The 24660-nt window shown below is 69.2% G+C and carries 27 protein-coding genes; 21 read left to right on the top strand and 6 right to left on the bottom strand.

Features of this window, described 5'->3' with window-relative positions; translation table 11 throughout:
• Positions 1 to 15 precede the first annotated feature (15 nt).
• The 3 genes from E6C70_RS05230 to E6C70_RS05220 all read left to right on the top strand — a co-directional run bounded on the left by E6C70_RS05230 (position 16) and on the right by E6C70_RS05220 (position 1175).
• Positions 16 to 405: a nitroreductase family deazaflavin-dependent oxidoreductase gene (locus E6C70_RS05230; protein WP_235833279.1), complete on the top strand. Its 390-nt coding sequence runs from the start codon at positions 16 to 18 to the stop codon at positions 403 to 405.
• Positions 402 to 617, top strand: a complete 216-nt coding sequence (locus E6C70_RS05225; protein WP_136422880.1) for a hypothetical protein — start codon at positions 402 to 404, stop codon at positions 615 to 617. Before E6C70_RS05230 ends, E6C70_RS05225 begins: the two co-directional genes overlap by 4 nt.
• A gap of 171 nt (positions 618 to 788) precedes the next feature.
• A complete protein-coding gene (locus E6C70_RS05220; protein ID WP_235833278.1) occupies positions 789 to 1175 on the top strand; it encodes a DUF7144 family membrane protein in 387 nt (128 codons plus the stop codon).
• A 4-nt stretch (positions 1176 to 1179) separates the two neighbouring features.
• On the opposite strand, the gene E6C70_RS05215 is transcribed toward E6C70_RS05220, so the two are convergent.
• Positions 1180 to 1569, bottom strand: a complete 390-nt coding sequence (locus E6C70_RS05215) for an immunity protein CdiI family protein (protein WP_136422878.1) — start codon at positions 1567 to 1569, stop codon at positions 1180 to 1182.
• Positions 1566 to 1937 (bottom strand): DUF2255 family protein, encoded by a 372-nt coding sequence (locus tag E6C70_RS05210; protein ID WP_168770854.1) that lies wholly within the window; start codon positions 1935 to 1937, stop codon positions 1566 to 1568. Before E6C70_RS05210 ends, E6C70_RS05215 begins: the two co-directional genes overlap by 4 nt.
• A gap of 53 nt (positions 1938 to 1990) precedes the next feature.
• On the opposite strand from E6C70_RS05210, the gene E6C70_RS05205 reads away from it, so the two are divergent.
• Positions 1991 to 2491: a metallophosphoesterase family protein gene (locus E6C70_RS05205; protein ID WP_136422874.1), complete on the top strand. Its 501-nt coding sequence runs from the start codon at positions 1991 to 1993 to the stop codon at positions 2489 to 2491.
• A complete protein-coding gene (locus E6C70_RS05200; RefSeq protein WP_136422872.1) occupies positions 2488 to 3390 on the top strand; it encodes a transposase in 903 nt (300 codons plus the stop codon). Before E6C70_RS05205 ends, E6C70_RS05200 begins: the two co-directional genes overlap by 4 nt.
• A 15-nt stretch (positions 3391 to 3405) precedes the next feature.
• Here E6C70_RS05200 and E6C70_RS05195 read toward each other — a convergent pair whose 3' ends face one another.
• Complete coding sequence (locus E6C70_RS05195) at positions 3406 to 3651, bottom strand: MalT transcriptional regulator family protein (protein WP_136422870.1); 246 nt, start codon at positions 3649 to 3651, stop codon at positions 3406 to 3408.
• 148 nt (positions 3652 to 3799) lie between these two features.
• Between E6C70_RS05195 and E6C70_RS05190 the strand changes: the two genes are divergently transcribed.
• From E6C70_RS05190 to lpdA, 7 genes are read left to right on the top strand one after another with little or no spacing between them, the layout of a single operon-like run.
• A complete protein-coding gene (locus E6C70_RS05190; RefSeq protein WP_136422868.1) occupies positions 3800 to 6664 on the top strand; it encodes a Na+/H+ antiporter subunit A in 2865 nt (954 codons plus the stop codon).
• Positions 6661 to 7125: a Na(+)/H(+) antiporter subunit C gene (locus E6C70_RS05185; RefSeq protein ID WP_136422866.1), complete on the top strand. Its 465-nt coding sequence runs from the start codon at positions 6661 to 6663 to the stop codon at positions 7123 to 7125. The genes E6C70_RS05190 and E6C70_RS05185 overlap by 4 nt, the downstream gene beginning before the upstream one ends.
• On the top strand, positions 7122 to 8684 hold the full coding sequence (locus E6C70_RS05180; RefSeq protein WP_136422864.1) for a Na+/H+ antiporter subunit D: 1563 nt from the start codon (positions 7122 to 7124) through the stop codon (positions 8682 to 8684). The genes E6C70_RS05185 and E6C70_RS05180 overlap by 4 nt, the downstream gene beginning before the upstream one ends.
• Complete coding sequence (locus E6C70_RS16830) at positions 8681 to 9277, top strand: Na+/H+ antiporter subunit E (RefSeq protein ID WP_136422862.1); 597 nt, start codon at positions 8681 to 8683, stop codon at positions 9275 to 9277. Before E6C70_RS05180 ends, E6C70_RS16830 begins: the two co-directional genes overlap by 4 nt.
• Positions 9274 to 9537, top strand: coding sequence for an MrpF/PhaF family protein (locus E6C70_RS16825; protein ID WP_207670035.1), 264 nt, complete (start codon positions 9274 to 9276; stop codon positions 9535 to 9537). The genes E6C70_RS16830 and E6C70_RS16825 overlap by 4 nt, the downstream gene beginning before the upstream one ends.
• Positions 9534 to 9932, top strand: a complete 399-nt coding sequence (gene mnhG / locus E6C70_RS16820; protein WP_207670034.1) for a monovalent cation/H(+) antiporter subunit G — start codon at positions 9534 to 9536, stop codon at positions 9930 to 9932. Before E6C70_RS16825 ends, mnhG begins: the two co-directional genes overlap by 4 nt.
• 10 nt (positions 9933 to 9942) lie before the next feature.
• A complete protein-coding gene (lpdA, locus tag E6C70_RS05165; protein ID WP_136422858.1) occupies positions 9943 to 11343 on the top strand; it encodes a dihydrolipoyl dehydrogenase in 1401 nt (466 codons plus the stop codon).
• A gap of 266 nt (positions 11344 to 11609) precedes the next feature.
• On the opposite strand, the gene E6C70_RS05160 is transcribed toward lpdA, so the two are convergent.
• Complete coding sequence (locus E6C70_RS05160) at positions 11610 to 12980, bottom strand: right-handed parallel beta-helix repeat-containing protein (RefSeq protein WP_136422855.1); 1371 nt, start codon at positions 12978 to 12980, stop codon at positions 11610 to 11612.
• 149 nt (positions 12981 to 13129) lie between these two features.
• On the opposite strand from E6C70_RS05160, the gene E6C70_RS05155 reads away from it, so the two are divergent.
• The 7 genes from E6C70_RS05155 to ligD all read left to right on the top strand — a co-directional run bounded on the left by E6C70_RS05155 (position 13130) and on the right by ligD (position 20473).
• A complete protein-coding gene (locus tag E6C70_RS05155) occupies positions 13130 to 14779 on the top strand; it encodes a Na+/H+ antiporter (protein WP_136422853.1) in 1650 nt (549 codons plus the stop codon).
• A gap of 139 nt (positions 14780 to 14918) precedes the next feature.
• Positions 14919 to 15170, top strand: coding sequence for a BatC protein (locus tag E6C70_RS05150; RefSeq protein ID WP_136422851.1), 252 nt, complete (start codon positions 14919 to 14921; stop codon positions 15168 to 15170).
• Positions 15170 to 16426 (top strand): cupin domain-containing protein, encoded by a 1257-nt coding sequence (locus E6C70_RS05145; protein WP_136422849.1) that lies wholly within the window; start codon positions 15170 to 15172, stop codon positions 16424 to 16426. The genes E6C70_RS05150 and E6C70_RS05145 overlap by 1 nt, the downstream gene beginning before the upstream one ends.
• Entirely contained in the window at positions 16423 to 17310 is an 888-nt protein-coding gene (locus tag E6C70_RS05140; protein ID WP_207670033.1) for a ferredoxin family protein, read from the top strand. The genes E6C70_RS05145 and E6C70_RS05140 overlap by 4 nt, the downstream gene beginning before the upstream one ends.
• A 162-nt stretch (positions 17311 to 17472) precedes the next feature.
• The gene (locus E6C70_RS16815; RefSeq protein WP_136422847.1) at positions 17473 to 18390 is read left to right on the top strand and encodes an aggregation-promoting factor C-terminal-like domain-containing protein; all 918 of its coding nucleotides are present in this window, start codon (positions 17473 to 17475) and stop codon (positions 18388 to 18390) included.
• A gap of 137 nt (positions 18391 to 18527) precedes the next feature.
• Positions 18528 to 19427, top strand: coding sequence for an EamA family transporter (locus E6C70_RS05130; protein WP_136422846.1), 900 nt, complete (start codon positions 18528 to 18530; stop codon positions 19425 to 19427).
• A 20-nt stretch (positions 19428 to 19447) separates the two neighbouring features.
• Positions 19448 to 20473 carry a non-homologous end-joining DNA ligase gene (ligD, locus tag E6C70_RS05125; protein ID WP_136422844.1) on the top strand — a complete coding sequence of 342 codons (1026 nt, stop codon included), beginning with the start codon at positions 19448 to 19450 and terminating at the stop codon, positions 20471 to 20473.
• A 153-nt stretch (positions 20474 to 20626) separates the two neighbouring features.
• Here ligD and E6C70_RS05120 read toward each other — a convergent pair whose 3' ends face one another.
• A complete protein-coding gene (locus E6C70_RS05120; protein WP_136422841.1) occupies positions 20627 to 21676 on the bottom strand; it encodes an ATP-dependent DNA ligase in 1050 nt (349 codons plus the stop codon).
• Positions 21677 to 21766: 90 nt separating this feature from the next.
• Here E6C70_RS05120 and E6C70_RS05115 point away from each other — a divergent pair, with 90 nt between their 5' ends.
• Together E6C70_RS05115 and E6C70_RS05110 are read left to right on the top strand one after the other, a co-directional pair.
• Complete coding sequence (locus E6C70_RS05115) at positions 21767 to 22552, top strand: hypothetical protein (protein WP_136422839.1); 786 nt, start codon at positions 21767 to 21769, stop codon at positions 22550 to 22552.
• Positions 22552 to 23346, top strand: a complete 795-nt coding sequence (locus E6C70_RS05110; protein ID WP_136422837.1) for a ferritin family protein — start codon at positions 22552 to 22554, stop codon at positions 23344 to 23346. Before E6C70_RS05115 ends, E6C70_RS05110 begins: the two co-directional genes overlap by 1 nt.
• Positions 23347 to 23651: 305 nt before the next feature.
• Here E6C70_RS05110 and E6C70_RS05105 read toward each other — a convergent pair whose 3' ends face one another.
• Positions 23652 to 24659, bottom strand: coding sequence for an LLM class flavin-dependent oxidoreductase (locus E6C70_RS05105; protein ID WP_136422836.1), 1008 nt, complete (start codon positions 24657 to 24659; stop codon positions 23652 to 23654).
• Position 24660 lies beyond the last annotated feature (1 nt).

Genomic DNA, 24660 nt, shown 5'->3' with positions numbered 1-24660 from the left:
AGGGCGATGATGGCGATGGGACGCGGAAAGCGCGGATTCCTGCAGGTGCTGCAGCACACCCTGAACCCCGTGACGTTGCGCCTCGCGCACTGGGGCCACGGACCGTTCTCGCTCATCCGTCATGTCGGCCGCAAGAGCGGCAGGACCTACGAGACACCCGTCATCCTGGCCCGTGTGCCCGAGGGATTCGTCGCCGAGCTCACCTACGGTCCTGAGGTGTCGTGGTACCGCAACATCATCGCGGCAGGCGGCTGCACGGTGGTGTTCGGCGGAGTCGACCATCACATCGTCGCCGTCGAGCCGTACGCGACCGACGACGGCCTCCGCGCGTTCGGCACCGTGAAGGGCGCGGTACTTCGACTGCTCCACCGGCGCGACTTCCGACTGCTGAGGGAATCACGGTGAGTCCCGCAGGCCATCAGCGGGTCTACACGGTGATGGTGAGCCGCAATCGGGCGGGCTATCTCGTGCACATCCCCGAGATCGGGCGGATGCTCGAGGTGCGGGCGATCGACGAGGTCGACTTCATGACCCGCGATGCCATCGCGACGGCACTCGGCATCTCGGAGGACGCTTTCGAGCTCAAGGTCATCCACGCGATCGACGGAACGGCGTAGGCCGGGATCGTCACTCCCGGCGAGAGAGGGCGCTCCGCGGCCGACCCCGCCGTCACCGCCGACCTCATCCTGCCCCAACCGCTCGTCTGAGGGCGTTGCGCGTCACGGATGATTCGTTCACGGCTAGCCTGATGCGGACGGGGTGCTGAGAGCACCGGGACGGAGAGACGCATGATGACCGCAAGCAGACCGGGCTCGGTCACCTTCGTCGCCGTCCTCACCTACATCAACGCGATCTTCGCCATCGTCGGCGGCATCATCATCCTCATCGCGCTGACCGATCGGAGCCTCGCGACGGCGGCATCCGGCAATCCCGCGATCACCGGATGGACCTCCATCGCCCTCGGCGTCATCACCCTGGCGGTGGCTTACGGCCTCCTGCGGGGAAGTGGCCTCTCGCGCACCCTCGTCACCGTCATCATGCTGCTCTCGGTGGTCAACGGCGTGATCGCCATGTACTCGGGTGCCATCACCTCGGGCGTCGTCTCCATCGTCTGGGCCCTCGTCATCATCGGCCTGTTGTTCACGGCCCGCGCGAACGAGTTCTTCCGGTCCTGACCGCTCACCCCACCCGGGCCCGCTCGACCAGGCGGAGGAAGGCGGACGCCGCTCCCGGGTTGAGGGGGTCCCCATCGCTCCGATACCGCTCGCCGCGCCGCCGCTCCACTTCGAACGCGGCACCGAGCTCCTCCGCCAGGCGCAGCGCCAGGACGCGGCCCTCGCGATCGAACCGGTCGGCGGCATGGGCGGGGATCTCCGGAAGGTCGGGGTCGAGCGCCAGGCGGGCGTAGCGGTCCCATGCCTTCAGTTCGGCGATGAACTCGTCGTCGAGGGAGGTCTCGGCGTAATCGACCGGATCGGGGTCGAGCCAGATGACGCTGCGGCCGTAGTCCGAGAAGAGTCTCACGACCGTGGTCGCGTACTCCGGTCCGTTCGGCTCGTCAGCCGTCATAGCACCGCTGCGTGCACCGCCAACGTGCAGGCGCGTGAATCGTCGGTGAGCATGGCCGCCAGGTCGTCCCCGTAGCGCGCGTACTTGGCCGAGTAGGCGGCGTCGACAGCTGCAATCACGGTGTCGTCCTCGACCTGCGAGAACGCGACGCCGACGTCCGTCCCGTCGATCTGGAACGCCCCGGTTCCGCTGGAGGATGCCCGGCGATACCAGTGCCCGTGCTCGGCGTTGACCGACCGCACGTAGGGAACACCGTCGGCGACGACCGCCCAGATGACGGTCGGCACGCGCGATCCGTCGGTTCGGGAGGTCACGATGGTGACTTCGTCGTCGTCGGCGAGGTGGGTGGTGAGGGTGTCGAACGCCATGGCCTCCATCATTCTCCGGATGCGGCTCCGGGTCGAGGGGCAGGATGGAGTCCATGACGCGACTGCTGCTCATCTCCGACACCCATCTGCCGACGCGCGCCCGCCGGCTGCCCGACGCGCTCTGGCGAGCGGTGGACGAAGCCGACGTGGTCGTGCACGCGGGCGACTGGGTCGACGAGGCGACGCTCGACGCCCTCGAGGGCCGCGCGGCGCGACTGATCGGCGTGTACGGCAACAATGACGGCGAGGGCCTGCGAAGCCGTCTTCCCGAGGTCGCACGCGTCGAGATCGACGGGCTGCGGATGGGCGTCGTGCACGAGACGGGCGCCGCCGTGGGCCGCGAGCGCCGCGCCGATGACGCCCATGCCGATCTCGACCTGCTGGTGTTCGGTCACAGTCACATCCCATGGGACTCCGTGACGCCGGGCGGCATGCGGATGCTCAACCCCGGTTCACCGACCGATCGCCGTCGTCAGCCCGCGTGCACGATGATGACGGCTCGGGTGGATGCCGGCGCCCTGATCGACGTCGAGCTCGTCGAGGTCGGGCGATGACGACCGACGATCCGTTCACCGCCATCGCCGATGAGCTGTTCGCCCTGCCCGCTGGTGACTTCACCTCCGCCCGCAACGCACGGGCGAAGAGCGTGAGGTCGGAGGACGCAGAGCTGGCCAGACGGGTGCAGGAGGTGCGCAAGCCGAGCGCCGCCGCCTGGCTCGTGAACCAGTGGGTGCGCGACGGCCGCGATGGACTCGACGAGCTCCTCGAACTCGGACGTGCCCTGCGCACGGCTCAGGACGAGCGCGACGCGGGCGAGCTCACCCGGCTCACGCGCGAGCGGCGCGAGCTCGTCGGGAAGCTGGTCGAACAGGTGCGCGCCGTCGCCCTGGACAAGGAGGTGACGGCATCCGCTGCGAACCTCGACGAGGCGTCTCGCACCCTCGTCGCCGCGACGGCCGACGAGGTCGCTGCCGCCGCCGTGGCCAGCGGCCGGCTCGTGCGCGCGCTCGAGGTCGTGGGATTCGGGACGGTCGATCTCGACGGAGCCGTCGCGGGGGAGGCCGCGCCGTCTTCTCCTCCGCCGATCGACCTCGCCGCGCGTCGCCGGGCGAAGGAGGAGCGCGCCGCAGGCGGCGACGCGACGCAGTCGAAGAAGGCGCAACGCGATGAGGAGCAGAAGTCGCGCAGACGCCTCGCCGCGCTCGATGAACGGGCGACCGAGACGCGGGAGAGCCTGGCGGAGGCGGAGGATGCCCTCGCGGCGCTGACAGCCCGGCACGACGATCTCACGGCGGAGCTCGAGGCACTGGATGACCGGCGTCGTGAGATCGAGCAGGAGCTGCCGGGCATCCGCCGTTCCCGACGCGCCGCGACGACGGAGCGAGATCGTGCTGCTCGTGACGCCGAGCGGGCCGGTCGCGCTGCCGATGAGGCGCGCGCCGACCGGGACTGAATCAGCGGATGGCGCTCAGGGCTGGCCGACGAGGCGCTCGAGGAGCCCGTCCAGCTCGTCGTCGCTGACGGTGATCTGCGCGTCACCCAGCCGCTGCAGCAGGTTGCGTCGCACCTCTTCACGGGGAAGGTCGGAGGCGTCGGCTCGCACCTGTTCGACCAGGCCCGCGAGCTTGTCGTCTCGCGTCGCCTCCGTCGCGCCATCCTGAATCGGCTCGTCCTGCGTCGGTCCGTTCGGCCGGGGGCCGTCCACTTCGCTCATGGAACGGGTCTAACAAACGCGGCTGGACGGATGCCACCCCCTTGTGCGCTCACCCGCTGCGCGACAGCACGGGGTCGCGGTCGCCCCTCAGGCCGGCGGCGAGCTCGCTGATAGGCTGGAACCTCGAAGCGCTGACGGGGGAGGACCGATGATCGCCAGCCTCGCGGGCTTCGCCGTGATCTCCCTTGTCACCCCTCTCCTGACCCGCTGGCTCGGCCGCAACGTCTTCTTCCTCATCGCCGCTCTGCCCGTCGCGGTCTTCGTCGTGCTGCTGTGCTGGATGCCCGGCATCCTCGGAGGCACCCCTCTCGTCGAGCGTTTGCGGTGGATCCCCGCGCTCGGCATCGAGCTCTCCTTCCGCCTCGACGCCCTCGCGCTGCTGCTCTCACTCGTCATCACGGGCGTCGGCGCACTTGTGCTGTTCTACTGCGCGCGGTACTTCCGAGACGACGAGCCGGCCCTCGGTCGCTTCGCCGCCCTGCTGCTGCTGTTCGCCGGCGTGATGTTCGGGCTCGTGACAGCCGACGACGTGTTCGTCATGTTCACGTTCTGGGAGGCCACCAGTGTGCTCTCCTACCTCCTCATCGGCCACTACACCGGGCGCAAGGAGAGTCGAGGGGCCGCGCTGCAGGCGCTCACGGTGACGACGTTCGGTGGACTCGCGATGCTCGTCGGTCTCGTCATCCTCACGGTCGGGGCGGGGACCACCTCCCTCACGGCGATGATCGCGCACCCGGTGACGGGGGCGGCGGCCGAGTGGGCGATCGCCCTGATCCTCATCGGCGCCATCTCGAAGAGCGCGCTGGTGCCGTTCCACTTCTGGCTGCCCGCAGCCATGGCCGCCCCGACGCCGGTGAGCGCCTACCTGCATGCCGCCGCCATGGTCAAGGCGGGCGTGTACCTCGTCGCCGTGCTCGCCCCCGGCTACGCCGACACGGCGGTCTGGCATCCCATCGTCATCGTCCTCGGCGGTTTCACCATGCTCGTCGGCGGATGGCGCGCCCTCCGGCAGTACGACCTCAAGCTGCTGCTGGCATACGGGACGGTCAGCCAACTCGGCTTCCTCGTGCTCGTCGTGGGCTTCGGCACGCGGGACGCCGCGCTCGCCGGAGTGTGCCTGCTGCTGGCCCACGCCCTGTTCAAGGCGACCCTCTTCCTCGTCGTGGGCATCATCGATCACTCGGCGGGCACCCGCGACTGGCGCAAGCTCTCGGGACTCGGTCGGCGGATGCCGGTGGTGGCGGTGATCGCGGGGCTCGCCGCGGCGTCGATGGCCGGGCTGCCGCCGTTGCTGGGGTTCGTGGCGAAGGAGGGCGTGTTCACGGCCTTCCTCGAATCGCATGACGGATGGGGCACGGTCGCCGTCATCGCCGCGGTGGCCGGATCCGTGCTCACGGTCGCGTACACCGCTCGCTTCTTCTGGGGCGCCTTCTTCACCCGACCCGACGGTTCGCAGACGCCGTTGCACCGGGAGGGGGCGCTTCTCGCGACGGCGCCGGCCATCCTCGCCGCGGCCGGAGTGGTGTTCGCCTTCGCCATCTCGTGGATCGAGCCGTTGTTCACGCCCTACGCCGACACCCTCCCCGGGCGGGACGAGAGCCATCTCGCGCTCTGGCACGGGTTCGAGCCGGCGCTCGCCCTCTCGGCGATGGTGTTCGCCCTCGGCGCGGCGCCGATCGCCCTCCGGCGCGGTGTGGCGCGTGCTCAGGCGGCGGTGCCGCATCCGATCGACTCGGGGCGCGGCTACCTGCGCATCGTCCGCAGTGTGGACGCGTTCTCGGCGTGGCTGACGACGCTCATCCAGCGCCGGGGCCTTCCCGGTTACATCACCGTCATCCTCATCGTCTTCGTCGGAGGCGTCGGATCGGCCATCGTCGGGAACCGCAGCTGGCCGGCGGGCATCGATCTGTGGCACTACCCCGCTCAACCGTTCATCGCGTTCGCCATGATCGTCGCGGCAGTCGGCGCCGCACTCGCGACGCATCGGGTCACGGCGGTGCTCCTGGTCGGGGTCACCGGTTACGGCCTCGTGCTGCTGTTCGGCATGGGAGGCGCTCCCGACCTCGCGCTCACCCAGGCCCTCGTCGAGACGCTGACGATCGTCGTGTTCGTGCTCGTCCTGCGTCGCCTGCCCAAGCGGATGGCGCAGAGGAACCCGCCGGTCAAGCGGGCTCTTCGCGCCGTCATCGGCATCGCCGCCGGCGTCCTCATGGCGCTCGTCGGTTTCATCGCCCTCGGTGCCCGCATCCAACCCACCATCGCCGACGGCCTCCCGGCGCTCTCTCTCGAGGCTCACGGCAAGAACATCGTCAACGTGATGCTCGTCGACATCCGCGCCTGGGACACGCTCGGCGAGATCTCGGTGCTCGTCGCCGTCGCCACCGGCATCGCGAGCCTGGTGTTCATCACGGGCCGCACCGGGAGTGCCCCGCGCCTGAGCGACGCCCCGGGCGATCACGTCCGCCCGGCCGCCCACGAGACCTCGACGTCGCGCCCGCAATGGCTCATGGCCGGTCGAACGCTCGCTCCCAGCAGCCGTTCGATCCTCATCGAGGTTCTCGTGCGACTGCTCTTCCATCCGGCCATCGTCGTCTCGATCTTCCTGCTCTTCGTCGGCCACAACGCTCCCGGCGGTGGCTTCGCCGGTGGCCTGCTGGCGGGACTCGCCCTGGTCTTCCGCTACCTCGCGGGGGGACGCTACGAGCTCGGTGAGGCGGCGCCGGTGGACGCGGGCAGGCTGCTCGGCACCGGCTTGCTGATCGCCGCGGGGACGGCGACGCTCCCGCTCTTCTTCGGCATGACAGCCTTCCAGTCGACGTGGTTCGAGGCCGACATCCCTCTCATCGGCACGCTCTCGATCGGCACGTCGACCCTGTTCGACATCGGCGTGTACCTCGTCGTCGTGGGGCTCGTCCTGGACATCCTCCGCAGCCTCGGGGCCGAGGTCGACCGCCAGCAGGAGGAGGAGGCGTCCGAGCCGGATGCGGCCGAGCCGGAGGTGGCCCGCACATGAACGCCTCCCTCACCCTGCTCGTGCTCTGCGCCGTCATGTTCGGCTCGGGCGTGTACGTGATGCTCGAGCGCAGCCTCACCCGCGTGCTCATCGGCTTCCTGCTCGTCGGCAACGCCGTCAACATCCTCATCTTCATCATGAGCGGCGCCCCGGGGCTCGGACCCATCCTCGGAGCCGGCGTCGACCCCGACGACATCAGCGACCCGCTCCCGCAGGCCTTCATCCTCACCGCCATCGTCATCAACCTCGGCGTGACGGCCTTCATGCTCGCCCTCATCTACCGGTCGTGGTGGCTGGCCCAACTCGGAGACGAGGGCGACCTCGTCGACGACGAGAGCGACGACGAGATCGAGGCCGGGCGGGCGGCGGACATCGTCCGCAGCGCCGCGCAGGACGACGACGCGATCCAGCAGATCATCGACGCCAGTGACGAGGAGCCGGAGGAGGTGGAGCACCGATGACCGCCACGCTCGTTCCCCTGGTCGTCCTGTTGCCGCTCATCGGTTCGGCGTGCACCCTCATCCTGGGCGGAAACCGCCGCCTGCAGGTGATGGTGAGCACGGCGACCCTCTCGGCCGTCGTCGTGATCGCCGCGGTGCTCCTCGCCCTGACGCAGGCCGACGGTCCGACGGTGGTCTACCTCGGCGCGTGGGACGCCCCGTTCGGCATCACGCTCGTCGTCGACCGTCTCTCGGCCATCATGCTGCTCATCTCGGCGATCATGCTGCTCGGCGTGCTGGTGTACTCCATCGGACAGGGCGTGGCCGACCGGCACCGTGAGACGCCGGTGTCGATCTTCCACCCCACCTACCTCATCCTCGCCGCCGGGGTGTTCGACGCGTTCATCGCGGGCGACCTGTTCAACCTCTACGTCGGCTTCGAGATCCTCCTCTCGGCCAGCTACGTGCTGCTCACGCTGAGCGGCACCGGCGAGCGCATCCGTGCGGGCGTGACGTACATCATCGTCAGCCTGGTCTCGTCGCTGTTCTTCCTCAGCGCGATCGCGCTGATCTACGGCGCGACCGGCACGGTGAACATCGCCCAGCTCTCCGTGCGCATCGCCGAACTGCCGGGCTCGGTGCAGCTCATCCTCCACCTGGTGCTGCTGATCGCCTTCGGCATCAAGGCGGCGGTCTTCCCGCTCTCCTTCTGGCTGCCCGACTCGTACCCCACTGCACCCGCTCCGGTCACCGCCGTGTTCGCGGGCCTGCTCACGAAGGTGGGCGTCTACGCCATCCTGCGCTCCGAGACCACCATCTTCCGTGAGAACGACCTCGGCACGCTCTTCCTCGTCGTCGGCGGCCTCACCATGCTCATCGGCATCCTGGGGGCGCTGGCACAGGCCGACATCAAGCGACTGCTCTCCTTCACGCTCGTCAGTCACATCGGCTACATGATCTTCGGCATCGGGCTCGGTACCGAGGCGGCCATCGCGGCCACGATCTTCTACGTCGTGCACCACATCACGGTGCAGACGACCCTGTTCCTCTCCACCGGACTGATCGAACGGATCGGCGGAGCCACCTCCATGACGAGGCTCGGCGGCCTGCTCAAGCTCTCACCGCTGCTCGGCGTGCTGTTCTTCATCCCGGCCATGAACCTCGGCGGCATCCCGCCGTTCTCGGGCTTCCTCGGCAAGACCGCCCTGTTCCTCGCCGGTGCGCAGGTGGGCACGCCACTGGTCTGGGTGGTGGTGGCGATCGGGGCGCTGACGTCGCTGATCACGCTGTACGCCCTGGCCCGGTTCTGGAACATGGCGTTCTGGCGGGGACGCGACGAGGTGGAGGGCTACACCTCCGAGCTGCTGAGCAGCGTCCAGGAGGCTCCGGAGGGGGCGACCATCGTGGCGACTCGCACGATGCCCCCGCTGATGCTCGTCGCCACCACGGCACTGGTCGTGGTCAGCGTCCTGCTCACCGTCTTCGCCGGGCCGTTGTTCGACCTGACCACGGCCGCGGCGCATGGCATCGTCGATCCGAGCGCCTACGTGTCATTGGTCTTCCCGGGAGGCGTGCGATGAACGCGACCCCGTCGCGGTGGAGCGTGGTCTGGCGTCAGGCGCCGCTGCTCGTCGCGCTCGTGGTGCTGTGGCTGTTCCTCTGGGACGAGATCACGGTCGTCTCCGTCATCACCGGCATCGGTCTCGCCATCCTGGTCACACGCGTGCTCTACCTGCCGCCGGTGCTGCTCAGCGGGCGCTTCAATCCGTGGCGGGGACTGCTGCTCGGCCTGCGCATGATCGTCGACGTCATCACCGCGTCGCTGCAGGTGGCGTGGCGCGCGATCGATCCGCGCTGGCAGCCCATGAACTCGATCATCGCCGTGCAGTTGGACACCCATTCCGACCTCGTGCTCACCCTGACCGCCGAGGCCATCTCGGTGGTACCGGGCACCGTGGTGGTCGACGTCGATCGCGGTCGCTCCGTGCTCTACCTGCACGCGCTCGGAACGCGGACGGAGGCGGATGTCGACGCCATCCGCGGCAGTGTCCTGGCGACCGAGGAGCGCATCCTGCTCGCCATGGGCACGCGCGAGGAGGCGGCACGGGTGCGCAGCCACCGCAAGCGGGTGCGCGAGGCGAAGCGCGAGGAGAGAGAGGGAGGACGACCATGATCTTCGTCATCATCATCGCGGGGGCGATGTTCGCAGCGGGCGCGCTGTGCGCCGTGTACCGCATCATCCGGGGCCCGTCGATCCTCGATCGGGCACTCGCAGCCGACGTGCTGCTCGCGATCGCGATCTGCGCGCTCGGAGCGGAGATGGCGCTCACGCGCCACACCGACACCCTCGTCGTCATGCTCGTGCTCGCGCTGTTCGCCGTCGTCGGCTCGATCAGCATCGCGCGCTACATGGCCGGACAGGACGCGTCGTGAGCGCCGGGGAGATCGTCGTCGCCCTGCTCATCCTGCTGGCCGGGTTCCTCTCGCTGGCCGCGGGAGTGGGCATCATCCGCTTCCCCGACGTGCTGACTCGCCTGCACGCAGCGACCAAGCCCCAGGTGCTCGGTCTGGTCGCGGTGCTCGTCGCGCTCGTCATCCAGGTGCCGACGTGGGGTGTCCTCACGACGGTGATCCTGGTGATGACCTTCCAACTGCTCACACAGCCCATGACGGCGCACATGATCGCCCGCTCCGCCTACCGCACCGACCACGTGCGCCGCGACCTCCTCATCACCGATGAGCTCGCCCGCGACATCGACGACCCTGCGCTCGCGATCGGGCGCGAGAGCGACCAGGAACCCTCCGAGCACGAGATGCCGCGGGCATAGGCTGAGGTTCATGGCCAGCCATTTCGATGTCGTCGTCCTCGGTGCCGGCCCCGGCGGATACGTCGCCGCGGTGCGCGCAGCTCAACTCGGGCTCTCGGTGGCCGTCATCGAGTACAAGTACTGGGGCGGCGTCTGCCTCAACGTCGGGTGCATCCCCTCGAAGGCGCTGCTGCGCAATGCCGAGCTCGCTCACATCTTCACGCAGGAGGCGAAGACCTTCGGCATCTCGGGGGAGGCGAGCTTCGACTACGGGGTGGCCTTCGACCGCAGCCGAACGGTGGCCGAGGGACGCGTCAAAGGCGTCCATTACCTCATGAAGAAGAACGCCATCACCGAGTTCGATGGGCGCGGTACCTTCCGCGACGCCCACTCGATCGACGTGGCCCTCTCGTCGGGCGGCAGCGAGTCGATCACGTTCGACAACGCGATCATCGCCACTGGATCGAAGGTCCGCCTGCTGCCAGGTGTCGAGCTCTCGGCGAACGTCGTCACCTACGAGACGCAGATCATGCAGCGCGAGCTGCCGCGGTCGATCGCCATCGTCGGGGCGGGCGCCATCGGCATGGAGTTCGCCTACGTCATGAAGAACTACGGCGTCGACGTCACCATCCTCGAGTTCCTCGACCGCGCGCTGCCGAACGAGGACGTCGACGTGTCCAAAGAGATCTCCAAGCAGTACCGGAAGCTCGGGGTGCCCATCCTCACGTCGACCCAGGTGAAGACGGTCGTCGACAACGGATCATCCGTCACCGTCAGCTACACCGGAGCGGATGGCGCCGACGGCTCGCTCGAGGTCGACCGCGTGCTCATGGCGGTCGGTTTCTCGCCCAACGTCGAGGACTTCGGGCTGGAGTCCACGGGCGTCGAGCTCAGCGAGCGCGGGGCGATCGCCATCGACGAGTTCATGCGCACCAACGTGCCGAACATCTACGCGATCGGCGACGTGACGGCCAAGCTCATGCTCGCGCACGTCGCAGAGGCTCAGGGTGTCGTGGCCGCCGAGACCATCGGGGGAGCGGAGACCATGGCGCTCGGCGACTACCGCATGATGCCCCGGGCGACGTTCTGCATCCCGCAGGTCGCCAGCTTCGGCCTCACCGAGCAGCAGGCACGCGACGAGGGCTACGACGTCAAGGTCGCCGTGTTCCCCTTCAGCGCCAACGGCAAGGCGCACGGACTCGCGGAGCCGATCGGGTTCGTCAAGCTCGTCGCCGACGGGGCGTACAACGAACTGCTCGGCGGTCACCTGATCGGACCCGACGTGTCCGAGTTGCTGCCGGAGTTGACGCTGGCTCAGAAGTGGGACCTCGGGGCCGACGAACTCGCCCGCAACGTGCACACGCACCCCACGCTGAGCGAGGCGCTGCAGGAGGCCTTCCACGGTCTCGTGGGCCACATGATCAACATGTGAGCCGCGGCTCACGTCAGCAGCTGAGACGTTGATGGCCCGCCTCCGTGGGGAGAGGCGGGCCTTCGTTCGTCGGTGTCGCAGTGATCGTGTTCGGGTTGCGATCATGCCCAGGACGAGGACGCTCGCTGTTCGGGCGGGGCGTCTCGAAAAGGGTATTCCGGCGGCTGCTGGGAGAACACTCCGATCGGTCGGTTTCCGGTCGAATCACCCCTGTACTGGGTGCAGCACGGGAAGGTGAGCCTCCCTCGGGAGTGCGCGTCGGCGAATCAGGCGCGGGCGCGGCGTCGTCCGGTGAGAACCAGGGCGGCTCCGAGGATGGCGACGAGTGCACCGAGGACCGCGACCGGCGCGCCCTCGAACCCGGTCTCTGCGAGAGCGCCGGGTGCCGATCCGGCCACCGCAGCGGCGCCTTGTGTGCTCGCCGGTGCTGCCGGATCACCGGCATCCGTCGTGCCGCCGTCGGAGGATCCGCCGCCCGATGCCGGGGGCGCCGCGAAGGTCTGCAGCGCGGGGCAGACCTTGGATGCGGTGTCGTCGAGGCACGGCGCGAAGCCCGAAGCGGTTCCGGTGATCGTGTTGCCACTGCCCGTGATGGAACCAGCCGCCTCGATGCGGATGCCGTTGCTCGATGACCCGGAGATCTTGTTGCCCGTGATCGACAGGCCGGTGGCCGACGCGGAGGTGATGCGGATGCCGTACCCGCGATCGACGATGGTGTTGCCGTCGATCACGACGTTCTTCGTGGTGCCGACGACGTCGCTCGAGAGGCGTACGCCGGTCGCTGCACCGCCGGTGATGGTGTTGCCCCGGATGGTCATGCCGTCGTTGTTGCCCGAGAGGAAGATCGCGCTCGCGCCGGCGTTGGTGATGGTGTTGTTCGACACCAGCGTGGGTCCGCCCGTGGCGGCACTGACGAGGAAGTTGCCGCCATCCGTCGCGGTGTTGCCGGTGATGGTGAGCCCGTCGGTGAGGCCGGGGCCGATGATGTTGATGCCGACGCCGTTGGCGACGAAGGCGTTGTCCACGATGTGGACATCGCCCACCGTCTCGCCATCCGGAACGCTCGTGACCGCCACGGCGCCTTCATCACCGCCAGCCTTGGTGAAGCGGTTGTGGTTGATCGTCGTGGGGGCCGCGCCAGTGCTGCGGAAGTTGAATCCGTAGCCGTTGTGGGCGTCGACGATGTTGTTCGTCCAGGTGTAGCCGTCGGCGTTCGCCTCGACCGCGCCGATGACACTCGCGTGGTCGGAGGTCGTCTGGAGGGTGAATCCGTCGACGGTGGCCGACGTGACGCCGGCACCGGAGTAGCGCAGCGGGGTGTTCGCCGCCGAGATCACCGTCTCAGCCGCGGGGTTCGTGCGGCCGCTGCGAGCGTCGATACCGTGCTGTGCGCCGCGCAGCGTGATGTTCTTCGTGATGGTCACCGACTCGTCGAACACGCCCGCGCAGACGTCGATCGTGTCGCCATCCGTCGCGGCATCGACCGCGGACTGGATGGTGGTGTACGTCGCGGCTGGCGATGCGCAGACCGTCAGCGTCGACGATGCGGCCGAGGCGGGCAGGACGGGGACGAGGACGAGGGCACCGGCGATGAGCAGGGACGCTCCGCCGATGGATGCCTTTGCATGCAGATTCACCCGTGGATGGTAAGCAGCGCGGTCGGGTCACTCCTGACCAAACGGTCGGTTTTGAGCCGAATCACCCCCGCACTGGGAGGTCCGCTCGCTGCTAGGTTGGGTCGCATGATCGCGGGCCGCCAACGCCTCATGCCAGAGGGGATTCCTGCATGGATCCGGTGACCACGATCGCCTGGATCGTCGCCTTCGTCCTCGTCACCGTGACCGTCACCGGGTTCACCGGACGCATCGGCTGGTCGGCTCCCGTCGCGCTCGTCGTCGTCGGGGCCGCTGTTTCCTTCATCCCCGCGGTGCCCACCGTCACGATCCAGCCCGAGGTGATCCTCTACGGCGTGCTGCCTCCGCTGCTGTTCGCGGCGGCCATCCGCACGTCCTTCCGCGACATCAGGGCGCGCAACGACAGCATCCTGGCGCTCTCCATCGGCTTGGTCGCGTTCACGGTGTTCGCCGTCGGCTTCGCGACCTGGATGCTGGTGCCCGCCATCTCCCTCGCCGCCGCGTTCGCCTTCGGTGCGGTGGTCGCGCCGACGGATGCCGTCGCCGTCTCCGCCGTCGCCGGCCGGTTGCGCCTGCCCCGGCGACTGGTCACGATCCTCGAGGGCGAGAGCCTTCTCAACGATGCTACGGCGCTGGTCGCGCTCAATGCCGCCATCGCGGCGCTCGTCAGCGTGCTGAATCCGTGGGCGATCGCGGGCGACTTCGTCCTCGCCGTCGTCGGCGGCGTCGCGGTCGGCTTCGGCATCGGCTGGGCGCTGTTCGAGATCCGCAAGCTGCTGCGGGCATCCGTGCTCGACACCAGCCTGTCGCTCATCACGCCCTACCTCGCGTTTCTCCTGGCGCAGGCCATCCACGGTTCGGGTGTGCTGGCCGTCGTCATCGCCGGCATCTTCCTCGCCTACCGCTCGCCGACCGTGCAATCGGCAGAGGCCCGCATCGCCGAGCGCGTCAATTGGAAGACCATCCAGTTCCTGCTCGAGAATGCGGTCTTCCTGTTCATCGGCCTGAGCCTGGCCGGCATCATCGAGGGCGCCGTGGAGACGGGACCGGGGCTGTGGCCGACCATCGTCATCTGCATCGGCATCCTGCTCACCCTGGTGGTGTCGCGATTCATCTGGGTGCTGGGTCTCACCGTGCTCTACAAGCGCGGCCCCGCCCTGCTGCGCGGACGGCAGTGGAGCTGGCGCAACGCCGTCGCCGTCTCGTCCGCCGGCATCCGGGGAGTGGTGACGCTGGCGGCGGCGTTCCTGCTGCCGCCGGAGACCCCGCAACGCTCGTTCCTGCAGTTCCTCGCCTTCGTCGTCGTGTTCGGAACGCTGCTCGAGGGGCTCGCGCTGCCCGCCATCCTCCGCGCGCTCCGGCTGCCTTCCCCCAACTACGACCAGGAGAACATGGAGCGCCAAGCGCTCATGGCCGAAGCCGAGCAGGCCGGCCTTGCGAGCCTCGAGGAGGCCGTGACGGATGACGACGAGGCGGAGATCGTCGACCGGCTGCGCTCGAATGCGGCCTTCCATTCCGAGACGCTCGGCCAGGCGCCTCCGGACGGCGGCGAACCCCGTCGCGCTGCGTACACCCGCCTGCGACGCACGATGATCCGGTCGCAGCGCTCAGCAGTGCTCGCGGCGCGCAAGGACGGCCGTTACCAGGAGGCCGCAGTGCTGGCCGTGCTCACCACGATCGACGCCGAGGAGTCCGCCCTGAAGACGACGGCGCCCGCCAACAAGCTGACGCCGCAGCCGCGCCCGCTCACCCGTTTCGGACGTGCGCGGCTCGAGCGCGAACAGGAACGCGCCGGTCGCTGAGGAGCGTTCGTACTCCCGCGGACCTGCGGCGTCAAGGGTGAGCCGAGACCCGGCCGAATGGGTGCATCCGCCCGAAGCGATCACTACGCTGGAAGGGCGGCGACACCCCGCCGCACGAACTCCGACGAGGGGACGCAAGATGAGCATCAGCGACGACGACATCACCAACGGAGCGGCTGCGGCCGGCGAGGGAACAGCAGACGGCGGGGCCAACCCGGGCGGTCACGACGGCGGTGCTGACGGTTCGGCTGCGGCCGGCGAGGGCACGGCTGACGGCGGCGCGAACCCCGACGGTCACGACGGTGGAGCGGACGGATCGGCCGGCGAAGGCACGGCAGACGGCGGCGCCAACCCCGACGGACACGACGGCGGAGCCGACGGATCAGCGTAGTGTTCGACGCTGCGCCGCAGGACGCACAGCGCGGGTCGGTTCTCCGGCCCGCGCTTTCGCGCTGCATCAACATCTCCACCGACGAGTTCGCCCGCGACTACTGGTCCCGGCGACCACTCCTGTCACCGGCCGACACCCTCGGTGACGGCTTCGACGACCTCTTCAGCACGGATGCCGTCGACGAGCTCGTGAGCGAGCGCGGCGTGCGCACACCCTTCATCCGCATGGCCCACGAGGGCAGTGTGCTCAAGCCGGCGCGCTACACCGCATCGGGTGGTTTCGGCGCCGAGGTCGGCGACCAGGTGTCGAGCGACAAGGTGCTTGCCGAGTTCGCCGGTGGGGCGACGATCGTGCTCCAAGGGCTGCATCGCCTCTGGCCGCCGCTGATCGACTTCACCCGTCGACTCATCGACGACGTCGGCCATCCGGCGCAGGTCAACGCCTACGTCACCCCCGCCTCGTCTCGGGGTTTCGACCCGCACTACGACACGCACGACGTCTTCGTCCTGCAGATCGCGGGCGAGAAGCACTGGACCATCCACGCCCCCGTGCACGCGGACCCATTGAGCAACCAGCCGTGGAGCGACCACGCCGAGGCCGTTGCCGCCGCGGCGGAGCAGCAGCCCGTCATCGATCAGGTGCTGCGTCCGGGCGACGCCCTCTACCTCCCACGCGGGTGGATCCACTCGGCGAAGGCGCTCGGCGACACCTCGGTGCACCTCACTATCGGCATGGCGGCCTACACGCGGTCCGACGTCGTCGACGCGCTGCTCTCGGTGGTCGGCGACGCCGAGGACCTGCGCACATCGCTGCCGCTCGGCATCGATCTGACGGATGCCGACGCGCTCCGTCCGGTGGTCGAGCAGACAGTGCAGGCGCTCATGACCGCGCTGGCGGACTCCGACGGGGCTTCCGAGCTCGCCTCCCGACGCCTCTCATCACGTCTCGCCGCGGCGACGCGACCCGAGCCTGTCCGGCCGCTCGCGACCATCGCAGCGGTCGCGGCGCTCAGCGGCGACACGCGCGTCCGCTGGCGCGGGTCGCTGCCCGCGAGGATCGATGAGGCCGACGGCCGCGTGCGGTTGCGCGTGCGTGCGAAAGACCTCTCGCTGCCCGCCGAGGCGTCGCCCGCCCTCCGTCAGCTGGCCGAGGGCGAGGACGTCGCGATCAGCGACCTCGAGGGACTCGACGACGCCAGCGCCATCGTCGTGGTGCGCCGCCTCCTGCGCGAGGGGATCCTGGTGGCGACGGAGTGACGCACGCGCTCGACTGGCGTCCGTGCAGCGATACGTCGCACGAGCGGCAGGATCCGCTCGCCGGCACGGGCCCGAGAGGGATGCAGTGGTTCCTCATCGAGAACTCGGCGGCGTGGGGCACCAGCGCGTTCCTCGAGCCTCCGTTCGACCCGGTTCTCGGCCGCGCGATCGTCAAGCGCATCGAGGCTGCCGGCATCCGTCCGCTCGCCATCCGGCGCACCGGGCGACGCGCGCCCCAGGTGGGCTGGCGTTGGGCGTTCGTCGACTCCCGTCCGGGCAACGAGAGCGTGCGATGGGGATGGGTGGAGAACATCGAGGATCTGCTCGAGGTTCCGCTGGACGGATCGACGGGCGAGCCCAGCGACGAGCCGATCTTCTGCGTCTGCACCCACGCCCGACACGACCAGTGCTGCGCCGTGCGGGGCCGGCAGGTGGTCACGGAGCTGGCGGAGCTGCATCCCGAAGAGACCTGGGAGTGCTCCCACCTGGGCGGAGACCGGTTCGCCGGAACCATGGTGCTGCTGCCCCACGGGCTCTACTACGGACGCGTCGATGACGGGGATGTCGGCGAGATCGCGGCGGCATACCGCGACGGGCGCGTGGACGAGCGCTTCCTGCGCGGCCGAAGCTCGCTCTCCCACCCGGTTCAAGCTGCCCAGCACTTCGCGCGCCTCGAACTCGGTGACGACCGCATCGACGCGTATCCGCCACTCGCCGAAGAACGCGGCCACGGTCACCGCTGGTTCGTGCAGTTGGCGACGGATGACGGCCCGATCACCGTCGAGCTGACCGAGACCTACTCCGAGCCGATGCTTTCCACGTGTGCTGCGAGCACCTTCGTGAAGGTCTTGGAGTTCGAGTTGGCGGGTATCACGGCCGCCTGAGGCTCGTGTGACTCATGTGACGAAAGTGGTCGTTCCCAGCGGAAACTGAGGGTTTGTCCAGACAGGCTCGGCAGACTGGCGACTTCGCCCGCGCCTATCGTTGCGCGGATCGTTCGACCCCGAGTCGCCCAGCGCCGTGCGCGGGCACCGCACGTGAAAGTCATGCAGAACCAGAACCTCAGCTCTCCCTCCACGTCTGAAGCACCATCCAAGGCCGGTTCGGCAGGCAGCCGCACGACCGGCAGTCGGCACCGCAAGGGCCGCATCCTCGCCGTCACCGCCGTCGTCGCGATCGGCGCCATCACGGGATCCGGCTTCGCCATGCAGTCGGCCTTCGCCGCCGAGAACGATCGAGTGGCCGCCACTGCCGCCCTCACCAACAGCACGGCGATGCACCGCGAACAGCTCGGCGCCTACAGCGCCGTCCTCAAGGCACGATCCACTCTCAGCGCGGTGGCGACGATGAGCGACGCGACCGCGACGATCGCCTCGGCGTCGGGCAAGGCCGATGCCACCGTCCTCTCGACCTCGGTGGCGAAACTGGCCAACTACAAGTTGCTCGCCCCCGAGCGGGTTCTCGCCCTCGTCGACGAGACGAAGGCCGGGATCCCGACGGTTCAGGCCGCGGTCGCCGAGGCCGACCGCGTCGCCGCCGAGCAGGCCGCGGCCGCTGCTGCCGCCGCTCAGGCCGCCGCAGACGCTGCAGCGGCCCAGAAGAGCGCGTCGTCGGCGCCCTCCACGTCGACGGGATCGCGCCCCGCGGCGCCGTCCGACCCGAGTGGCGCGCAGGCGATCGCTCACGACATGATGGCCGCGAACTACGGCTGGGGCGACGACCAGTTCGGCTGCCTCGTGGCGCTCTGGAGCAGGGAATCGGGTTGGAACGCCAACTCCTACAACTCCTCGAGTGGCGCAGGCGGCATCCCCCAGGCGCTCCCCGCCAGCAAGATGGCCTCGGCCGGCGCCGACTGGGCGACGAACCCCGCAACGCAGATCGCGTGGGGCCTCGGCTACATCTCCGGCCGGTGGGGCACGCCCTGTGCGGCTTGGGACCACTCGGAGAGCTCGGGCTGGTATTGATCCGGCGTTGAACGGATGACGGGGCGGGCGCGAGCTCGCCCCATCGTCGTCTCCGGAGGCCAACGCCGTCATCCGGCCGGGCGCCGTCGATGCTCGGGCGACTGGACGGGCAACCGCAGCCACGCCAGAGTTGGACGGTGAAGCCTTCGCACACCGCGCTCGCCTGCCTCGTCGGGGTGATCTGGGGCGTCAACTTCGTCTTCATCGACCTCGGCCTGCGCGACACCCTTCCGCTCCTGCTCGTGGCGCTGCGTTTCCTGCTCGTGGCCATTCCGCTGGTCTTCTTCGTTCGACGGCCGGACGTGCCGTGGCGCATCATCGTCGGCGTCGGACTCTTCATGAGTGCTGGGCAGTTCGGCTGCGTGTTCACGGCGATACACCTCGGCCTGCCGGCGGGGCTCGCCGCCGCCGTGCTGCAGAGCCAGATGATCTTCACCGTGCTCATCAGCGCGGTGGTGGTGCGCGAGAGGCCGACCGCGAAGCAGATCACCGGCATCGCCGTCGGCGCCGGCGGCCTCGCGCTCGTGGCTGCGGGGAGATTCGGCGGCGTCGAGGGGGCGGCAGCCGTGCTGCCGTTCGTCATCTGCCTCGCCGGCGGCCTCAGTTGGGGCATCGGCAACGTGATCGCCCGACTCGCTCCGCCCTCGAACGGGCTCGGGCTCGTGGTGTGGTCGGCACTCGTGGTGCCCATTCCGATGGTGGCCCTCAGCCTGATCCTCGACGGACCTGCGGCCGTCGCCGAGAGTGTCACGTCCTTCGGCTGGGAGACCTGGGCGTGCGTCGCCTACACCGCCATCGCCGCATCGCTCGTCGGCTACAGCATCTGGAACAGCCTGCTCAGCCGCTACCCGAGCGCAGCCGTCGCTCCGTTCAGTCTGCTCGCGCCCGTGGTGGCGCTGGCGGCGGGGGTCCTCATCCTCCATGAGCTGCCGAATGCCCTCGAGCTGGTCGGAGCCGCGGTGCTCATCATCGGCGTGGCCGTCATCGCGGTTCCTCGTTGGAGGGCTCGGCGCACCATGACGTCCGCCCTGCGGTGAGCGGACGGTAGCGTTGGCGCATGGCGAGCGAAGCTGAGATTCTCACCGTCCCCGGTCCGCACGGTGATCGGCAGGTGCGCATCTCGAGTCCTCGGCGCGTGCTGTGGCCGCAGGCGGGCATCACCAAGATCGACCTCGCGCGCTACCTCGTCGCGGTCGGCGATGCGTTCGTCGCGGCCAACGGCGACCGGCCGGTGTCGCTGCAGCGTTTTCCCGAGGGGGTGGATGGGGAGCAGTTCTTCTCGAAGAACCCGCCCAAGGGCGCACCGGATTTCGTGCGGTCCGTTCCGGTCACCTACCCGAGCGGGCGCTCGCATCCGCAACTCGTCATCGACGAACCGGCTGTCGCGGTGTGGGCGGTGCAGATGAACACCATCGTCTTCCACCCGTGGGCTTCGCGCGCCGGCGATCCGGACAACCCCGACCAGCTGCGCATCGACCTCGACCCGCAGCCGGGCACCGGCTTCGATGAGGCGATCCCCGCCGCAATCGAGCTGCGGGCCGTGCTCGCCGACGCGGGACTTCAGGCGTTCGTGAAGACCTCGGGCAACCGAGGACTGCACGTCTTCGCGCCCATCGAGCCGGAACGCGAATTCCTCGACGTGCGGCACGCCGTCATCGCCGCGGCTCGCGAGTTGGAGAGACGGATGCCCGAGCGCGTCACCACCGCCTGGTGGAAGGAGGAGCGCGGCGAGAAGCTGTTCGTCGACTTCAACCAGGCCAACCGTGATCGCACGATGGCCGGCGCCTACTCTCCCCGCGCCCTGCCCGGGGCATCCGTCTCCTGCCCGCTCGAGTGGGACGAGCTGGACGGCGCGGACCCTCAGGCGTTCACAGTGCTCACGGTGCCGGAGCGCCTGGCGACCGTCGGCGATCCGTGGGCGCGCATGCACGAGGAGCACGGCAGCATCGACACCCTGTTGCAGTGGTGGGAGCGCGACCTCGCCGCCGGTCTCGGCGAACTGCCGTTCCCGCCCGACTTCCCCAAGATGCCCGGCGAGCCCATGCGCGTGCAGCCGAGCCGGGCGCGCACGCCCGAGGAGTGAACCGGGCCTCCGCCAGCCCCTTCGCCCTGCAGCCCCCGCGATGGCCGCCCTGCGCCAGTTGATCGGCCTGCGCGCCATTCCAACGGGTGCCGAGGCCGTCGAAATGGCGCGCGCCGTCGTCGAGGTGGCGCGCGCCTGTCGCCGAGGCTGCGCCTAGCGCAGCACCTCGTCGAGGTCGTAGTCCGCTGGCACCTCGAGCTGCTCGAAGGTGCACGAGACCGGGTCGCGGTCGGGTCGCCAGCGTTCGAACTGCACCGTGTGCCGGAAGCGCGACCCCTCCATCTGGTCGTAGCGCACCTGCATGACGAGCCGCGGCTCGAGCCGCACGAACGACACGTCCTTGTTGGACGCGAATCGGCTGCGATCACCCTCGCCGGTGACAGCGGCGCCGTCGGGATCCCGCAGGACGTAGGGCGCCAGCTCGTCGATCAGTTCCAGCCGGCGCGCATCGCTGAACGCCGACGACCCGCCGACCCCGCGCAGCTGCCCGTCGTCGTACAGCCCGAGCAGGAGTGAACCGACACCGGTGCCGCTCTTGTGCATGCGGTAGCCGATCACCACCACGTCGGCCTCGCGGTGGTGCTTGATCTTGAGCATGGTGCGCTTGCCGGGCTGGTACGTCGCCGCCAGCGGCTTGGCCACCACGCCGTCGAGACCGGCACCCTCGAACTCCACGAGCCAGCGGCGCGCGGTCTCGACATCCGTCGTCACCTGCGTCAGGTGCAGCGGAGCAGGAAGGGTGGCCGCGAGCGACTCCAGGCGTGCCCGGCGCTCGGAGAACGGATGATCGAGCAGGCCCTCGTCGCCCACGGCGAGCAGGTCGAAGGCGACGAAGCTCGCGGGCGTCTGCTGGGAGAGCAGGCGGATGCGCGACTCCGCAGGATGGATGCGCTGCGAGAGCGCCTCCCAGTCCAGTCGCTCCCCGGCTCCCGACGGCCGGCGCACGATGATCTCGCCGTCGATCACGCACGGCGACGGGAGCGAATGGGCGAGCACCTCGGTGAGTTCGGGGAAATAGCGCGTGAGCGGCTTGGAACCTCGGCTGCCGATCTCGACGTCCTCGCCGTCGAACGAGATGATCGCTCGGAATCCGTCCCACTTCGGCTCGAAACTGAGCCCTCCCGTCACGCTGTCCGCCGCCGGGACCGTGGGAACGGCCTTGGCGAGCATGGGGGAGACGGGCAGGTCGATCGGTGAGCGCATGCTCCGATCATCCCGCGGCGGATGCTCGGATGCGAGCGCCCGTGGCGGCTACTGTCGGTATTCGCCCGTCCGAGGAGGGAGGATGGAGCCATGGACCCGGCCTTCGACGTGCGCGAGTTCGCGCAGACCGCTCGCGGGAGCCTGCGGGAGGACGTCGATCTCGCCTCCTTCGCGGAGCATCCGCTGCCCTCGACAATGCGGCGCCTGCTGGCGATCCTCGCGGCACTCGAGGGTGGGACGATGGCCCAGTTGCGCGACGTCCTCGTCACGGCCACCCATAAGGACGCGCGGATCACGGCATTCCTGGTGAGCTGGGCCTACGAGAGGTTCTGGATCGCGGATGTGCTGAGCGCGCTGGCCGGTGCAGGTGGCGAGAGTCCCATCGCCGTCCCGTTGACTGAGCGACGTCGTGCCGCCGGACCCGTGCGGCGGTCGCTCGCCGGATTCCTCGAGGGGGAGTCGGTCATCGGCGTGCACATGCTCGATGGCGCCATCGACGACCGGATGCTCACCGCGGCGTACGACCGGATGGGCGCCCGGACTGATCGCCGTGAACTCGTCGACGCATTGTCGCTCATCGTGACGATGAAGCAGCGCCATACGGCGTTCTTCTCGGAGGAGGCGGAGAGGCGGCTGCGAACGGATGCGCGCGCTCGTCGCCTCGCCCGACGCGAACTGCTGGCGCGCAACTGGCCACTCGGCATCGAACGTCTTGATGATGTCGACCGGGCGGCGTTCGATGGGCTCCTGCGTTCGGGTGGAGGCGCAACAGAAGAGGTCGTTCGCTTCGTGTGCGGGCTCGGCATCATCGACGCCGACGACGACGTCGCGCTCCGTCGTCGACTCGAGCGCGCGGCGCGGAACGGAGAACGCTGATGGGCTTCGACATCGATCGTTACACCGCGACCTCGGTGAGCGTGAACTGGGCCGATCTCGACCTGGAGAGCTTCCGCCGCCATCCGTTGCCCGCCGACTCCTTGCGCACCCTCCGCTATATGGCCGACGTGGAATACCACACCGTTTGCTACACACGTGACCTGCTCACCACGCCCTCGCACCGGGAGGCGGACGTGAGCGCGTTCATGACGATGTGGAACCGCGAGGAGTTCTGGCATGGTGAGGCCCTCGCGGCGGTGCTCGCCCTGCACGATGTCACCGTCGACTACGACGTGCTCAAGGCCAACCGACTCAAGCTCGGTTGGAAGGACAAGCTCGACCCCATGAAGCAGTCCGTGCTGGGGGGCCTGGTCGGCACCGACTTCGTCGCCGTGCACATGTCATGGGGAGCGGCGAACGAGTGGTCGGCCATCACGGCGTACAACCGGATGGCCGAGCTCGAGCAGAACCCCGTGCTCGCCGAGCTGCTGCGGCGCATTGCGAAGCAGGAGGCCCGGCACGTGGCCTTCTACACGTCGCAGGCTCGGGAGCGATTGGCCGCGAGCACCAAGGCGCAGAAGATCACCCGGTTCGCGCTCTCGCACTTCTGGGCGCCCGTGGGATCGAGCATCATGTCACGCGACGACGTCACCCACGTCATGGGACACCTGATGAGCGGGCCGGACGGTCGCCGCGCGGCGCGCAAGGTCGACGACAGCATCAGCAGCATGCCGGGGCTGGGTGGTCTCACGATCGTTCAGGACGCCCTCGACGGGCTGGGCATCCCCGCCTGAGGCGCGTGCCGGCCGTGCGCTCACGCCGGGATGCGCGTTATGGCACCGCCGCGCGGCACGATGCGCGTTATGGCACTGCGGCGGCACTCGACGTTCGGCGGGATGCGCGCGATGGCACCGCTGCGGCGTGGGCGTGGCGGATGCGCGTTATGACACTGTCGCGCGGCGGGATGCGCGTTATTGCACTTTCGCGCAGCACGGCGTGCGGTGTGGCGTCGGAGCGCGTGGCGGGGATGCGCGTTATGGCACCGTTGCGTGCCGGGATGCGCGTTATCGCACGGTGCCGGGTGGGGACGCGCGGCGGGTCAGCCGAGTGCCGGGCGCACGTCGCGGATGATCGACTCGAGGAGCCGGGCGTTGAAGTCGACGCCCAATTGGTTCGGCACCGTCATCAGCACGGTGTCGGCGGCCTGGACGGCGGCATCCCGCGCGAGCAACTCGGCGATCTCATCCGGCGGGCCGACGTAGTCGCGGCCGAAGCGGGCGAGGCCGCCGTCGAGGTACCCGACCTGATCCTCCCCGTCGGACCGTGAACCGAAGTACCGGCGGCTCTCGTCGTCGATGATCGGGATGACGCTCCGGCTCACTGACACCCGCGGCTCCCGTTCCCATCCAGCCGCACGCCAGGTGTCGCGGAAGATGTCAATCTGCTCGGCCTGCAGCTCGTCGAACGGCACGCCGGTGTCCTCGGTCAGCAGTGTCGAGCTCATCAGGTTCATGCCCTGCTCGCCGGTCCACTTCGCCGTCGCCCGGGTGCCGGAACCCCACCAGATGCGGTCGGCAAGCCCCGGCGACTGCGGCTGAATGGCCAGAGCTCCCCGGGCGCCGAGCATCCTCGGGTCCGCTTCGGCGACTCCCGCACCGGCGATCGCCTCCCGGAACAGCGCGGTCTTGGCGCGAGCGAGGTCGGCATCCGTCTGCCCGTCGGGCGGAACGAAGCCGAACGTCTCGGGACCGTTCAGCGCCGTCTCGGGTGAGCCTCGACTGACACCGAGTTGCAGTCGCCCGCCGCTGATGAGGTCGGCGGCTGCGGCATCCTCCGCCATGTAGAGCGGATTCTCGTAGCGCATGTCGATGACGCAGGTGCCGATCTCGATGCGCGTGGTCCGCGCGCCGATGGCGGCGAGCATCGGGAACGGCGACGCGAGCTGGCGCGCGAAGTGATGCACGCGGTAGTAGGCGCCGTCCACGCCGAGCTCCTCGGCGGCCACGGCGAGGTCGATCGCCTGCAGGAGGGCGTCGGATGCCGTCCGCGAGAGCGATCCGGGCACGGGCTGCCAGTGACCGAAGGAGAGGAATCCGATGCGCTTCACG

Origin of the sequence: Orlajensenia flava (assembly GCF_004801905.1) — a bacterium.
Classification (GTDB): Bacteria; Actinomycetota; Actinomycetes; order Actinomycetales; family Microbacteriaceae; genus Orlajensenia; species Orlajensenia flava.
Note: the sequence above shows the minus strand (reverse complement) of the source record. Positions and strands in the feature narration are given on the sequence as shown.

Bases quoted from the DNA above. Each gene is read 5' to 3' on its own strand.
- E6C70_RS05230 (WP_235833279.1), top strand. From the start codon at position 16: ATGGGACGCGGAAAGCGCGGATTCCTGCAGGTGCTGCAGCACACCCTG.
- E6C70_RS05220 (WP_235833278.1), top strand. From the start codon at position 789: ATGATGACCGCAAGCAGACCGGGCTCGGTCACCTTCGTCGCCGTCCTC.
- E6C70_RS05215 (WP_136422878.1), bottom strand. From the start codon at position 1,569: ATGACGGCTGACGAGCCGAACGGACCGGAGTACGCGACCACGGTCGTG.
- E6C70_RS05210 (WP_168770854.1), bottom strand. From the start codon at position 1,937: ATGGCGTTCGACACCCTCACCACCCACCTCGCCGACGACGACGAAGTC.
- E6C70_RS05205 (WP_136422874.1), top strand. From the start codon at position 1,991: ATGACGCGACTGCTGCTCATCTCCGACACCCATCTGCCGACGCGCGCC.
- E6C70_RS05200 (WP_136422872.1), top strand. From the start codon at position 2,488: ATGACGACCGACGATCCGTTCACCGCCATCGCCGATGAGCTGTTCGCC.
- E6C70_RS05195 (WP_136422870.1), bottom strand. From the start codon at position 3,651: ATGAGCGAAGTGGACGGCCCCCGGCCGAACGGACCGACGCAGGACGAG.
- E6C70_RS05190 (WP_136422868.1), top strand. From the start codon at position 3,800: ATGATCGCCAGCCTCGCGGGCTTCGCCGTGATCTCCCTTGTCACCCCT.
- E6C70_RS05185 (WP_136422866.1), top strand. From the start codon at position 6,661: ATGAACGCCTCCCTCACCCTGCTCGTGCTCTGCGCCGTCATGTTCGGC.
- E6C70_RS05180 (WP_136422864.1), top strand. From the start codon at position 7,122: ATGACCGCCACGCTCGTTCCCCTGGTCGTCCTGTTGCCGCTCATCGGT.
- E6C70_RS16830 (WP_136422862.1), top strand. From the start codon at position 8,681: ATGAACGCGACCCCGTCGCGGTGGAGCGTGGTCTGGCGTCAGGCGCCG.
- E6C70_RS16825 (WP_207670035.1), top strand. From the start codon at position 9,274: ATGATCTTCGTCATCATCATCGCGGGGGCGATGTTCGCAGCGGGCGCG.
- lpdA (WP_136422858.1), top strand. From the start codon at position 9,943: ATGGCCAGCCATTTCGATGTCGTCGTCCTCGGTGCCGGCCCCGGCGGA.
- E6C70_RS05155 (WP_136422853.1), top strand. From the start codon at position 13,130: ATGGATCCGGTGACCACGATCGCCTGGATCGTCGCCTTCGTCCTCGTC.
- E6C70_RS05150 (WP_136422851.1), top strand. From the start codon at position 14,919: ATGAGCATCAGCGACGACGACATCACCAACGGAGCGGCTGCGGCCGGC.
- E6C70_RS16815 (WP_136422847.1), top strand. From the start codon at position 17,473: ATGCAGAACCAGAACCTCAGCTCTCCCTCCACGTCTGAAGCACCATCC.
- ligD (WP_136422844.1), top strand. From the start codon at position 19,448: ATGGCGAGCGAAGCTGAGATTCTCACCGTCCCCGGTCCGCACGGTGAT.
- E6C70_RS05120 (WP_136422841.1), bottom strand. From the start codon at position 21,676: ATGCGCTCACCGATCGACCTGCCCGTCTCCCCCATGCTCGCCAAGGCC.
- E6C70_RS05115 (WP_136422839.1), top strand. From the start codon at position 21,767: ATGGACCCGGCCTTCGACGTGCGCGAGTTCGCGCAGACCGCTCGCGGG.
- E6C70_RS05110 (WP_136422837.1), top strand. From the start codon at position 22,552: ATGGGCTTCGACATCGATCGTTACACCGCGACCTCGGTGAGCGTGAAC.